General features: G+C 56.8%; 10 protein-coding genes. 3 read left to right on the top strand and 7 right to left on the bottom strand.

Annotation, left to right across the window (positions count from 1 at the left end):
• Nucleotides 1–114: 114 nt before the first annotated feature.
• The 4 genes from BMZ66_RS03220 to alaS form a co-directional block, all read right to left on the bottom strand.
• Nucleotides 115–969 (bottom strand): TonB family protein, encoded by an 855-nt coding sequence (locus BMZ66_RS03220; protein WP_092668897.1) that lies wholly within the window; start codon nt 967–969, stop codon nt 115–117.
• A gap of 262 nt (nt 970–1,231) precedes the next feature.
• Entirely contained in the window at nt 1,232–1,999 is a 768-nt protein-coding gene (locus BMZ66_RS03215) for an energy transducer TonB (RefSeq protein WP_092668895.1), read from the bottom strand.
• 47 nt (nt 2,000–2,046) lie between these two features.
• Nucleotides 2,047–2,853: an energy transducer TonB gene (locus BMZ66_RS03210; protein WP_092668893.1), complete on the bottom strand. Its 807-nt coding sequence runs from the start codon at nt 2,851–2,853 to the stop codon at nt 2,047–2,049.
• 10 nt (nt 2,854–2,863) lie between these two features.
• On the bottom strand, nt 2,864–5,548 hold the full coding sequence (gene alaS, locus BMZ66_RS03205; RefSeq protein WP_092668891.1) for an alanine--tRNA ligase: 2,685 nt from the start codon (nt 5,546–5,548) through the stop codon (nt 2,864–2,866).
• Between the two features lie 82 nt (nt 5,549–5,630).
• Here alaS and BMZ66_RS03200 point away from each other — a divergent pair, with 82 nt between their 5' ends.
• The 3 genes from BMZ66_RS03200 (at nt 5,631) to BMZ66_RS03190 (ending at nt 8,106) form a co-directional block, all read left to right on the top strand.
• Nucleotides 5,631–5,996, top strand: coding sequence for a MerR family transcriptional regulator (locus BMZ66_RS03200; RefSeq protein ID WP_092668889.1), 366 nt, complete (start codon nt 5,631–5,633; stop codon nt 5,994–5,996).
• Nucleotides 5,997–6,128: 132 nt separating this feature from the next.
• Nucleotides 6,129–7,256 carry a DNA-processing protein DprA gene (dprA, locus tag BMZ66_RS03195; RefSeq protein WP_092668887.1) on the top strand — a complete coding sequence of 376 codons (1,128 nt, stop codon included), beginning with the start codon at nt 6,129–6,131 and terminating at the stop codon, nt 7,254–7,256.
• 52 nt (nt 7,257–7,308) lie between these two features.
• Nucleotides 7,309–8,106 (top strand): aminotransferase class IV, encoded by a 798-nt coding sequence (locus tag BMZ66_RS03190; protein WP_092668885.1) that lies wholly within the window; start codon nt 7,309–7,311, stop codon nt 8,104–8,106.
• On the opposite strand, the gene BMZ66_RS03185 is transcribed toward BMZ66_RS03190, so the two are convergent.
• The 3 genes from BMZ66_RS03185 to BMZ66_RS03175 all read right to left on the bottom strand — a co-directional run bounded on the left by BMZ66_RS03185 (nt 8,101) and on the right by BMZ66_RS03175 (nt 13,114).
• A complete protein-coding gene (locus BMZ66_RS03185) occupies nt 8,101–8,844 on the bottom strand; it encodes an energy transducer TonB (RefSeq protein ID WP_143080033.1) in 744 nt (247 codons plus the stop codon). The genes BMZ66_RS03190 and BMZ66_RS03185 overlap by 6 nt on opposite strands.
• Nucleotides 8,845–8,947: 103 nt before the next feature.
• Nucleotides 8,948–9,742: a thymidylate synthase gene (locus BMZ66_RS03180; protein WP_092668881.1), complete on the bottom strand. Its 795-nt coding sequence runs from the start codon at nt 9,740–9,742 to the stop codon at nt 8,948–8,950.
• Nucleotides 9,743–9,973: 231 nt separating this feature from the next.
• Nucleotides 9,974–13,114: a T9SS-dependent M36 family metallopeptidase gene (locus BMZ66_RS03175; RefSeq protein ID WP_234794954.1), complete on the bottom strand. Its 3,141-nt coding sequence runs from the start codon at nt 13,112–13,114 to the stop codon at nt 9,974–9,976.
• Nucleotides 13,115–13,287: the final 173 nt, after the last annotated feature.

Genomic DNA, 13,287 nt, shown 5'->3' with positions numbered 1-13,287 from the left:
TAAGGAAGGTGGGCACACGCATACGTGGCCAGCAACCGCCATGGGCACCTCAGGTACGTTGGCCGCGGACCTGCACTGCGGCCTATTCGTCAAATTTTTCCTTATAATCCGACCTCAGCGGTCCCGAAATGGAATCGGACGTCTCATCATCGACCGGTCAAGGGATTGGCCGCCAGGTAAGTTTAAGGTGTAGAAAATGGGCACCACAAAATTGCTTTTTACCACCTGGCCATCGAGCCGGGCCGGCACAAACTGCCGCTTGAGCTTGGCCACGGCGCGCAAGGCAGCGTTGTTCAAAAAATGCGAGTTGGACTTCACTATCTCCGCACCGGTTACCCGCCCATCTTCGCCCACTTGCAGCTCTACCAGCACTTCAAGCTTCCAGCTTTTATTCACCATTTGCATCGCTTTCAGACTCTCGCGACGCATCTCCAGAGCTTCATTGGAGTTTAGCAGAATGCCCGTCGTAAGCTCTCGCATTAGGCCGGCTTGGCCGCCGGGATAAAGCGGCAGTTGCTCGTAACCGAAATAAGGCACCTGCGAACCATCTGGCGCGTAGCAAACTCCCACGCCCCCGCGGCCGTTCTCGTACTTCTCGCGGCGCCTCAGCGAGCCATCGGGGTAGTAAGTCAGCAGTTCGCCGTGGCGCTGGCCGCCCACATAGTCTTCCTTGGAGCGCATGGTCCCGTCTTCGTACCAGTTGGTAATTGTGCCGAACACCGTGCCCCGCTCCACATTGCTATAGGGCACATATTGCTTCAGCTTACCCGAGGGGTAATAAATCCGGCTCACGCCAGCCACGCTGTCGCGAAAGGTGGTCTCGGCACAGTAAGCCGTAGAATCTTCAGGTGTAGACCGTTTAAAGTCGGCCGTAAAAAAGACGGCAGGTTTCGACACTTGCAGCGCTTGGGCCTGGCTGGCGAGAGGCCCAGTTAGCAGCAAACCCACGGCAAGTAGTTGATTTCTCATGCGGATATGGCGGGTTGCCGGTTGGTTAGGGTAACTTCAATCGGAACTAGCGTCCATCAATTCTTTTTAGCCAGCCCAGCACCACTGGTAACAACACTTTTTGAATGTACGCTAACAGCTCCTTATTTGTAGTACTGGAGGTACAAACCTATTGTTTCGCAACTGCTTAAATGAAGTCAGTATCCAGTTGCTTTGGAGCTAAGTGCTACACGCCATGCTTTAATATTCGAAGCAGTGCCCTATGCAGCCCCACTTTCTCATCCTACTCCATGCGAAACAAGTAGGGCATCGTAAACGAAACCGCCACTGGTTTCCCGTCCTGCGTGCCGGGAACAAAGGATTTTAGCTGCTTTACCGCCTGCAAAACTGTTGCATCAAGCGACGGAAACACGCCTTGCACTAACTTGACATTCGCTACTTCGCCGGTGGCAGTCACCACAAAGCTTACGATGACACGACCCTCGGCCTTGGCTTTGCGGGCATCACGCGGATAGTTAACATTCCTCATCACGGCCTTGATAAGGGCTTCGAAGCCCCCATTGCCCTCAGGATAAACCGGCATGGTCTCAAATTTGAAAAAGGCGGTGGGCTGGCCATCTTCCAGGAAGCATTCGCCTTTTCCGGCGTGGGCAGCGTCCATTATCTGACGGCGTTTGAGTTGTCCGTTGGCGTAGTAGAGCCGAAACTCACCCACTTGTTTATTGTGGCTGTACTCCGTGTGGTAGCTTACTTGCCCGTTTGGGAAGAAAATCTCATCTGGCCCATTGCGAATCTGCTTGCGGATGTGCTCGTACGTGGTTCTGTAGCTCAGCTTCCCATCCATTATATACGCACTCACCATGCCCCCGATACTGTCGGCATATGTCGTTTCGCGGCGCGAATGCGCTCCGAGTTCCGAAGGCAGGATTACTCCAGTTGAGTCCAGAAATTCAATTTTAGAAGGAGGAATTACCTGCTGCGCCGCGGCTGGCGCAACCGCGCAGCCAAAGCATAAGCTTGTCGCAACAAAAAAAGCGTAGAGTTTAATCATAGTAAAACTTCAGCGCAGCCACATACTAGTTCGAAAAGGGCAGCCAGTTAGTAGGGATTGCTCATCCCCCGCCCTTCGTTTCTGAAAGGAGTCGGCTCAGCGGTGATTGTATAGGTAATGGGAACAGTGAGATGAACCGCCACCGGTTCGCCATCGACTTTTCCGGGCGTTACACCGGTCAGCTTTTTAACTGCTGCAATAGTGGCCGCGTCCAAGGCATCAGATACGCCTTTCACAATCTTGATATTTTCAACCTGGCCACTTGCGGCAACAGTAAAAGCCACGAATACTCGCCCCTGGGTTTGCGCCCGCAGAGCTTCTGCGGGGTAGCGCACATTCATTTGGATAGCCCTTACAAAAGCTTCGGTGCCGCCGCCTTTGTAGCTGGGCATGACTTCGTAGGGGAAATAGGCTACCACACTCCCATCGGGTGCAAAGCATTCGCCGGTTTTGCGTTGGTCTGCTTCGTAGGTTTCCTTTCGCTTCAGCTTGCCTTCTGGGTAATACACCAGTAATTCTCCCTGCCGCTTGTTGCCCACAAAATCTATCTTGGTTCGGACATTCCCATTGTCATAAAATGTGGTGTGGGGCCCCAGCATTATCTGGTGCTTTATGTCGGCATAAGGCGTGCTTTCCTTGAGGTTGCCAGCCGCATCATACAGCCGTACGCTTCCAGACAAGCTATCCCGAAAAACCTCCTCTTTTCGGAACTTAGCGCCCTCCGGGCCCGGCAGAACCGCACCACCTGGTGCCAAGTAGGTCACCGTCCGATACGGATAAGCAGGAGCCGTTTGCGCAGCACCTACGCAAACGGCTCCCAACCAAATTCCTACACAAACCAGTGTGGTTTTCATCGTAGCGCAGTTAGGCAAGCACACTGGTCACCACTGCCTCAGCCTTGGCAATAGCAGCGCCCAAGCCGGCCACATTCTTACCGCCCGCCGTGGCGAAAAACGGCTGGCCGCCGCCGCCACCCTGGATTTCCTTGGCCAGCTCACGCACCATGATGGTAGCGTTCAGCTTGCCGGCTTTGGCAATCTCATCGTCCAGCATCACGGCTAGCTGGGGCTTACCGTCGATTTCGGCGCCGAGCACGGCCACCAAGTTGGGCACCACCTGGCGTAGGTCGTAGGCCAGTTTCTTGAGGCCTTCGGCGCTGCTGGCTTGCACCTGAGCGGCCAGGAAGTTGACGCCGTTCACTGCTTTTACCTGGGCGGCCAGCTGAACTTTTTGCTGGTTCAGGCTTTGCTGCTCAAATTGCTCCAGCTGCTTGCGCAGGGCGGCAATTTCCTCGCTCTGCTTTTCGATGCTGCTGATTAGGTGCTGAGGGTTGCCCAGCGTTTCGCGCACTTGCGCCAGCAAGTCAAGCTGCTGGTCGATGTAGGCTTCGGCCCCAACGCCCGTAGTGGCTTCGATGCGGCGCACGCCGGCCCCCACGGCACTTTCAGCGGTGATTTTGAGATAGCCAATGCGGCCGGTGTTGGGCACGTGCAGGCCGCCGCACAATTCTACCGAAAAGTTTTTATCGAAGGTGATAACACGCACGAATTCGCCGTATTTCTCGCCGAACAGTGCCATAGCGCCCAACTCTTTGGCCTCGGCAATGGGCACGTTGCGGCGCTCGTCGAGCGCAATTTGCTGGCGAATCCGCTCGTTCACGATGCGCTCAATCTGGCGCAGCTGGTCGTCGGTTACTTTGGTGAAGTGCGAGAAGTCGAAGCGCAGCAGCTTCTCATTCACCAGCGAGCCTTTCTGCTGCACGTGGCTGCCCAGCACTTCGCGCAAGGCAGCCTGCACTAAGTGCGTGGCCGAGTGGTTTTGCCGAATTTGGGTGCGGCGGGCCACATCGGGAATGGCCAGGAAATCAGCGTTCAAGTCCTCAGGCAAGTGCAGCAACGTGTGCACAATCAGGTCGTTTTCCTTTTTCGTATCAATTACGCGCACCTTCGACAGCGGCGATTCCAGGTAACCCGTATCGCCGATTTGTCCGCCGCTTTCGGCGTAGAACGGGGTTTGGTCGAGCACTACCTGATACTCGGTTTTGCCTTTGGCGGTGGTTTTGCGGTAGCGCAGAATGCGCGCCGGGGCCTCGTCGAGGTCGTAGCCCACGAAAGCGGGCTGCTCATCGGAATCTGCCACAATGGTCCAGTCCGACTGCTCGGTTTCCTGGGCGTTGCGGCTGCGGTTCTTCTGCTGCGCCAGCTCCTTTTGGAAGCCTTCCTCATCCACTGTCAAGCCTTTTTCGCGGGCGATGAGTGCCGTAAGGTCCAGCGGGAAGCCGAAGGTGTCGGACAGTTCGAAGGCGGTTTTGCCGTCGATGCGGTCGCCGTTGGCGCGGGCAGTTTCTTCGAGGGCATCGAGGCGGCGCAGGCCGGTTTCGAGGGTTTTGAGGAAGGCGATTTCTTCTTCCTCAATCACGCGCTGCACGAAAGCCGTCTGGGCTTTCAGCTCCGGGAAAATGTTGCGCATCTGGTCGGCCAGCACGGGCACCAACTTGAAGAGGAAGGGCTGCTTTTGGTTGAGCGACGAGAAAGCGTAGCGCACGGCCCGGCGCAGAATACGGCGGATAACGTAGCCGGCCTTCACGTTGCTCGGCAGCTGGCCGTCGGCAATGGTAAAGGCAATGGTGCGGATATGGTCGGCAATAACCCGAATGGCGATGTCCGTTTTCTCGTTTTCGGTAGTCGGCTGGTCAGTCACGGTGGCCGGAGCCGTGCCGTGGTACTCCACTCCTACTTCCTTGGCGATAAACTGAATGAGGGGCTGAAAAACGTCGGTGTCATAGTTCGACTTCACGCCCGACACGGCCATCATGAGGCGTTCGAAGCCCATGCCGGTGTCCACGTGCTGCGCGGGCAGCTTCACCAGGCTTTTGTCGGCCAGGCGCTGGAACTCCATAAATACGTTGTTCCAGACTTCCACTACCTGGGGGTGGTCGGCGTTCACCAGCTCGCGGCCCGACTTGGCGGCGCGCTCCTCTTCGGAGCGCAGGTCGATGTGAATTTCGGTGCAGGGGCCGCAGGGGCCGGTGTCGCCCATCTCCCAGAAGTTGTCCTTCTTGTTGCCAGGCAAAATCCGGTCGTCGGTAGTGTATTGGAGCCACAGGTTCTGCGTTTCGGAGTCGGCAGCCAGCTTATCGCCTTCATCACCTTCGAAATAGGTAACGTAGAGCCGGTCCTTGTCGAGCTTGTATACTTCGGTGAGCAGCTCCCAGGCCCAGGCAATGGCGTCTTTCTTAAAATAGTCGCCAAACGACCAGTTGCCGAGCATCTCGAACATGGTGTGGTGGTAGGTGTCGTAGCCCACTTCCTCCAGGTCGTTGTGCTTGCCGCTCACGCGTAGGCACTTTTGGGTGTCGGCAATGCGCTTGTAGGGCGCCGGCTTGTTGCCCAGAAAATAGTCCTTAAACGGGGCCATGCCGCTGTTGATGAACAGCAGCGTGGGGTCGTCTTTCACCACGATGGGAGCCGAGGGCACAATGTGATGGCCCTTGGAGGCGAAGAAATCAAGGAATTGCTGACGAACAGCGGAAGCAGTAGGAAGCGACATAAACAAGAGGGGCTACGCAGCCAAAATAGCGGCGAATGCAGTTTTTTTAGGTACTTTTCGGCTGAAAAGCAAAGGTAGCCATATGCCCTATAAAGAGCGCAGCATTGAGAAACAGTACTTCACCATAGGCGAAGTGGCCGCCCAGTTCAAGGTGGCCGAGTCGCTGGTGCGCTTCTGGGAGACTGAATTCGACGAATTGCGCCCCCGCCGCAGCAAGAAGGGCAACCGCCTCTACACGCCTCAGGACATTGAAATATTCCGCACCATCTACCATTTGGTGAAGGAGCGCGGCTACACCATCCCCGGCGCTCGCGACATGCTCAAGCAAAAAGGCCCGCAGCTCAAGGAAAAGATTGACGTGGTGCAGAGCCTGGAAAAGGTTCGGTCTTTTTTACTCATGCTCCGCAAGGAAGTAGAAGCTGCCGGCAAGGCTGAGCCAGAGGTCTAACCCGCCACGGTTAAGCACAAGCTCGCCAAGTTGGTACTTGCCCGAAAGTCTGCTGCAAATCCACAGCTCTAATACAAAACACTCTACCAAGTAGAATTCGCTGCGCTCGTCGCAAGCTGAAGCTTACGCTCCATGGCCGACGAAGCCCTTTTTCACGAACTCGCGCTAACCCTTCTGCCTGGCATCGGCCCGCAGCTTACGCGGCAGCTGATGAGCTACGGCGGTGCCGCCAAAACCGTGCTTACCATGCCGCCCGGGAAGCTGCGCCGCATTCCCGGCGTGGGCGATGCCACTATTAAAATCCTGACCGGGCCGGAGCGCGAAAATGCCTTTCGCCGGGCCGAATCAGGCCTGAAGAAAGCCGAGAAAGATGGGGTAGAAATACTGTTCTACACTAGTAAGCGCTACCCCAGCCGCCTCAAGCTCATTCCCGATGCGCCGGCCATCCTATACTACCAAGGCACGGCCGACCTGAACGCTCCCAAAACCATTGCACTGGTCGGCACGCGCAAAGCCACCGAATACGGTCGCGAGCAAACCGAGCGCATCATTCATGGTTTATTGCCGCATCGGCCTTTGGTAGTTAGCGGCCTGGCCTATGGCATCGACATCATGGCCCACCGCGCCGCTTTGCAGGAAGGACTCGAAACGGTCGGCGTCATGGCTACGGGTCTGGACATCATCTACCCGCCCACGCACCGCAAAACGGCTGAAAAGATGCGCGAGCAAGGCGGCCTCATTACAGAATTCGCCTTTGGCACTCAGCCCGACCGCTACAACTTCCCGGCCCGCAACCGCATTATCGCGGGCCTGTGCGATGGCACGGTGGTCGTGGAAGCTGCCATAAAAGGCGGAGCCCTCATCACCGCCGAGCTGGCCCTGAGCTACAACCGCGACGTGCTGGCCGTGCCCGGCAACCTAAGCTCACCAGCTTCAGAGGGCTGCAACGCGCTTATCAAAAGCAACAAGGCTGCTCTCTACGCCGAACCGAAAGACCTGGAGCAGCTGCTGAACTGGGACGAAGCCCTGCACCAGTCGGACAAGTTTAAGCCGGCTCCCTCCTACTCGGCCGATGATTTTACGGCGGATGAGTTTGCAATTATTACGGTGTTGGCGGCTGCCCCGGGCCGGGAAGCGCAAATAGACGACCTTGCTTGGAAAGCACAGCTTCCTATTCACGCCGTGGCCTCTCTGCTGCTTGCGCTGGAGTTTCGGGGCGTGGTGCGGGCATTGCCGGGCAAGAAGTTTCTCTTAATCTGAACCACGGATTCATGCGGATTATTCGAATTTCACGGATTTTGTGGCCGGCGCGATGAGACAGTTGCTTCACAACGGCACGCTGTTGCCGGCCAATACATTCCGCTTGGAGTTGCCCAACCGAGGGCTCGCATTCGGCGACGGATTTTTCGAGACGCTAGTGTTTGCTGAAAACAACCTGCGCTTGGCTGCCGACCACTTTGCACGTATGCAGCAGGCAGCGGCGGCACTTTACCTTGCACTGCCTGAAGCTCTGGCCACGCACCACGCACTAGAAGCTACGCTTACCGGGTTAGTTAAGGCCAACCAATTGCCGGCTGCACGCCTGCGCCTGCAGCTGTGGCGCACTGGCGGTGGGCGCTACACGCCAACTGGTGATGCCGCCGAATGGCTGGCCACCGCCGAAGCCTTTGTGCCCGATGACACGCACATTGCCAAGGCTGATTTCGCGCTTGAAACGCACGCTATTCACTCGCCACTTAGTTTCTGCAAGGGGCCGCAGGCGTGGCTCTACGTGCGCGCCGCCCACGAGCGGCAACGGCGCGGGCTGGATGAAATTATCCTTTGCGACGCTGCCGGGCATGTGGCAGAAGCGGGTGCAGCGGCTATTTTTTGGCTGAAAGACGGGGTGCTGTTTACGCCCGCGTTAGAAAGTGGCTGCGTGGCGGGCGTGCAACGTGCGCAGGTACTGCGTGCGGCGAGAGCAGCCAGTATCAGGTGCCACGAGGGCTTATTCAAACAAGAAGTTCTTTTAGCTGCGGATGCGGTCTTTACCGCGAATGTGGCCTCTGTGAGAGCCGTACGTGCCATTGGCAATACATCATTTGCGCAGCCTAGCTTGGCGTTTTTATAACAAGGCGGTGATAATCCCGCGGCCACTTATGATAATAGAACGGGTGGCCTTGGCCTCATATTTGGGTGGTGGCCCGGCATGATTAGGGTAGTGTTTGCTACTGCTGCCCTGCCCCTCTTTCAGAGGTACAAACCGATGGTAGATGGTAACGGTATCGACTTCAAGTTTGGGTTGGGCAGCATCCCCTTCGTCCGTTACATCGGTTATGTCCATGACGTCGGTGCTGTCGGTGCTGGCGGTAGCGGAGTCGGTGATGTCAATATTCTCGAGGCTGTCGGCACTGACACTGGTGCTGCTGGCAATGATGGTGCGGCTAGTGCTATCGGTGCGCGGCTGGGCGGGTTTGAAGCGCAGTTTCCATGCCACCCGCTGCAACTCAGCGTCGAGGGCCATTACAGCTTTGATGGGTGGTGAATTAGTACTCAAATCCCGCCGCGTGATGGAAATACCACTTACTCGTCCATCGGGCTGCACGGTTAGGCGGGCGTAGATAGTACCGCCCAGGCCAGCCTGAAGCGCCAGCGTGGGGTAGCTGATAAAGTGCCGTAGGTACTGAGTGAAAACTTCCGCCGCATCCGTTCGCTCGGCCGAATCGGTCAGTTGCCAGAAGCGCGGCAGCAAAGGCATCATGCCCGCAGGCGCGGCCGGCGGCGGAACGGCCTGCGCTGTTTTGGCGGTTTTGCCGCGGGGCGAGGGCGTGGTGCGCCGTTGGGCGCTGGCCTCGCAGGCGAGCCCCATTCCCAGCACGAACAAAATAAAACAAGCCAGCCAGCGATACATCACTTAATCCTTCAATAAAAAGCCTTCGCCGCTAAGCCGCGGGCAGAGAGAGCCAGCCGCACTAGACCGCTACGGGCGCTTTGATGGGCGGCCACGGCTCATAGTTTTCCAGCTTAAAATCCTCAAACTGGAAAGCAAAAATATCCATAACATCGGGATTAATGCGCATCTGTGGTAGCGTGCGGGGCTCGCGCTCCAGTTGCAGGCGGGCTTGCTCGAGGTGGTTGCTGTAGAGATGCGTGTCGCCGCCGGTCCAGATGAATTCGCCGGGCTGCAGGCCGGTCACCTGGGCCACCATGAGCGTGAGCAGCGCGTAGCTGGCAATGTTGAAGGGCACACCCAGAAACACGTCGGCCGAGCGCTGGTAGAGCTGGCAGGAAAGCTTGCCATCGGCCACGTAAAACTGGAACAGGGCGTGGCATGCTGGCAACTTCATAGCGGGCAAGTCAGCAACGTTCCAAGCAGAAACTACCATTCGGCGTGAATCAGGCTGCGTCTTGATTTGCTGAATAATTTGGCTGATTTGGTCGATATGACCCCCATTGCCGTCTGGCCAGCTTCGCCACTGGTAACCATAAACTGGCCCAAGCTCACCGTTTGCATCAGCCCATTCGTTCCAAATTGTTACGCCATTATTTTGCAGATATTTAATATTTGTATCACCTTTTAGAAACCACAAAAGCTCGTGGATAATACTTTTCAGATGCACTTTTTTGGTTGTAACCAAGGGAAATCCTTTAGTTAAATCAAATCTCATCTGGTGACCAAAAATTGACATCGTGCATGTGCCGGTTCGGTCGGTTTTGAGGGTACCGTGGTCAAGAATCTGGTGAAGCAAGTCGAGGTATTGGCGCATAACGAGGCGGAATAACCCTTTTACAGGGTGATAGACGGCGGGAATTAGTTGACTCAACAACGCGCCAAGTCAATAAACAAAAGTAGCCAAAGCGGGCGGCAGTTTGCCGCCCCGCCCCGGCTACTTAGTGAACAAATAGCGGAGACCATTGGCAGCCTGACCAAAAGCAAAAAGGGAGGCCGCAGCAGTGCTGCGGCCTCCCTTTAAGAGGAACTCGTGTTGAAGGCTAGATTAGTCCATCAACATGATGCGGGCAAACTGGCTCTGGCTGCCGGTTACCAAACGCACCACGTACATGCCCGTGGCCAAGCGGCCCTTGCTGAAGCTGTAGTCGCGGCGTTCGCCGGCATCGCCTGTGCCTTCAGCCACTACCGATACCAGGGCGCCTTGCATGTTCAACACTTCCAAGCGGTACGAACCGGCTTTGGTGAGTGTGAACGACAGGTTGGTATTAGATGCGGTGGGGTTGGGCGAAGCCATCAGCTGCAGTTCGTTGGTGCCGCCGTCGGCCACTACCAGAGCAGACTCGATAGCCTTGGCCTGGGGCGTGGTGCACTTGCCAATGGTGGCCCGGCCATCAGCGAGGAGCTGACCAGCTTCGGTAACATCTACGCACATGGGCTTGCCTTTAAAGCATACCTCCACTTTTTTGGCGTTTGCAGGGCCGCACTTCACGTCAACTACCTCAATGGTTACGTTGGCGGTCCGGGTGCACTCGTTGTTGTTCTTCACGGTTACAGTGAAGGTGAAGGTGCCAGCTTTGGTAGGCGTGAACACGGGGTTGGCAATAGTGGCATTGCTCAGGCCAGCAGCCGGGGTCCAGGTGAAGGACGTGAAGGCGGGGTCAGCCGAGATATTGCTAGCCGTCAAGGTCACCGTCTGAGCGCCGTAGCCCAGGTAGATGGTTTTGGCAGCAGCGCCAGGGAAGCCTGCAGTAGCGGGCGACACCGTGATGGTGGGCGCCGAGCAAGCGTACACGGGAGGAAGGTCGAAAGCTTCCTCTTGGTCAGAGCGGTTGGTGCTCAGGCCTTGCTTGGCGCTGAAGCCCAGGCCACGCTTGGCAAATGCACGCCAGATGAGCTCCTGGTTAGCACCACCGTTGTTCTGGCGGTCGGCCAACAGAATGGCATCGCGACCATCCACGAAACCGGGGCGGCAGGGCTGCAGCTTCATGCCGTCGATTACCAATTGCATGGCGAGGTTGTTGCCGCCGGTGCCGTTGTAGAGGTCGGCTTTGAAGCCGTACTTGTCAATGAGGCTCCAAGTCATGTCCCAGAGCATCGTCGACCATACGAAGCCAATGCCGTGGGGCTGGGTGATGGCGGGGTTGTTGGTAGCAGCGTACGTGAAGCTGTTGATACCAAAGTCGGTGCTGTAAGGAGCAGGGCGAATGCCGTTGCCGTCGGTGCTTTGGCCCTGCACATAAGTACCAATGCCGCGCTTCTTGGCGCCAGTGTCGCCGGGCTTCATGGTCATCACCAGGCCCAACCAGTCGCTCCAGCCTTCGCCCATTTGTTCGGCGTTGTTCAAGCAGGCCGCTTGCAGGCGACCACCCGTGAGGCGGTTCGAAACGCCGTGGCCGTATTCGTGGGCAATGATGCCGTTGTCGAAGTCACCGTCGAGTTCGGGCTTGCCATCGTCTTTGAGTGCGATGGTAACCTCCTGGCCGGCGTTCATCTGGTTGCGAATGGCTAAGCCCGTTACGTCGCTCACCATCACGACTGGAATCGTTACGGGAACGGTAGGAACACCGCCCAGGGCAATGGGAGCACCGGGAGCATTGTTAATAATAACAACGGCAGTAGCACCTGCCTTTTGGGCAGCTTCTGCCTTTTCGGTGAAGGGGCAAGTGCCCCGGTACACGACGGCAATTTTGCCTTCAATTTCAGCAATGTTGGCAAAAGTGCCGCAGCCCTCTTGTGGATTAGCACCCGTGCCCTGGGCAATGACGAGCGTGCCCGTGAGCGAAGCCGAGGTCAGCTGCTTGCCCCAGCCGGCCTGCGTGGATGGATAGGTACCGGCAATGGTTGCAGGCGCCGTCACGCGGAACATGTCCGGGTCGGCCGGGCTGCTCCACAGGTACATCTGCATGCGGGGCGCGCCGCCATCGGCAGGAGTCGCGAAGTTGGCGTTGTTGCGGGTAGTCGGGATGTTCCGGCTGTCCTGCGATTCGGCCAGCACGGGGTCGCTCTGGGCGCCTCCTTTTTCAAAGTTGTCGTACTGGAAGTTGCCGCTGATTTCATCAAAGCCATACTGGTACCATACATCGTGAATGATGTTGCTCCAGTAAAACAGGTTGGCCGTGGCCGCGTCGCGGTTCACAACGGGCTGCTTGGTGAGGTCCAGCGGGAAGTTGAAATTCAGGTCAGCACCGCCATCGGGGCTGTAGTTCAGGTTGAAGTTGTTGTTGTTGTTAGGGTCTTCGTAGGCGAAGACGTTGTTGCCGCGGGTCCGGGTCTCATCGCCAAATGGCGTGTAGTGCCAGCCCCTGGGCGAGGCTTTTGCATCGGCTTTGGAGGTCTCAACCACCGACCGCTCACCATGGCTGGGGCTTTCCAACGGCGAGTCAAACACGCTGTAAGAATTAGCGCCCGTGATGCTGGCGATAACGCGGGAGAAGTCAAAGGCTTTCACTTCTGCCTTGGCGGCGTGGGCATGGCCGTCGTGCATGGCCACTCCGCCAGGGCCGTTGTTGTCGAATTGGCAGTGCGTTACCAGGTTGTCCTTCTCCAGGAATTCGCCGGTAGCGGCATCCACACGGATGTTCCACCAGTTTTGGGCGTCCAGCTCGTAGATGGACACTTCGTAGGCCAGGCGCAGGCTGCCGTCGGCCATGGGCTGGTACACAAGCTTGCTCGTGATGGGCTCCAGCGAGATACCGCCTTTGGAGAATACTGTAGCATCGCCAGTGCCTTCGGCGCGCTTCTCAACCGTGAGGGCTTTGGGGGACAGGTTGAGGTGCTTGGCAGCAGCCGCCACAGCGGCCTGAGCCGACATTTTGGAGCCCTTGGCTTTTACTTTTTTACCCGCCTGCTTTTCGAAACGGTTGCCTACCTGCACGACTTCGTCGTTTTTGGTCAGGCTCATGTTGGTAACGGCGTTGTGAATCTCGATGCCCTGGTACCGCTGCTGCAGGTACAGGTGCCGGAGGCCGCTTTTTTTGGAGCTGCTTTCGCTGCTCAGTACCAGGTCTGCAATGTCTTCATCGGAGAGTTGCAGGGCCTGCTTTTTACCCTTGAGGTGTTCGAGTGCGGCACGAGGTACGGCTGCGTTCTTGGCAGCGGGTGAGCCTTGGCTAAATGCCGCATTTCCCGAGGAGATGAGGGCTGCCGTCAGCATAAGACGAGCGACCCGAGGTAGTTGTTTTCTCATTAAAATGGAATGAATGTGTAGTGGAAGTGCCCTAAAATTAGGAATTCCATTATAAAATACCCCAAAATGCACGACCCACATAAACGCAACGCATTATGGTACTTTTTATATGTTAACTTCAATATCGTTCCCTATTCAACGTGAGGCTGGATTCCGCACAACGAAAATTTCAC

Source organism: Hymenobacter arizonensis, assembly GCF_900115775.1.
In the GTDB taxonomy this organism is placed as follows: domain Bacteria; phylum Bacteroidota; class Bacteroidia; order Cytophagales; family Hymenobacteraceae; genus Hymenobacter; species Hymenobacter arizonensis.
Note: the sequence above shows the minus strand (reverse complement) of the source record. Positions and strands in the feature narration are given on the sequence as shown.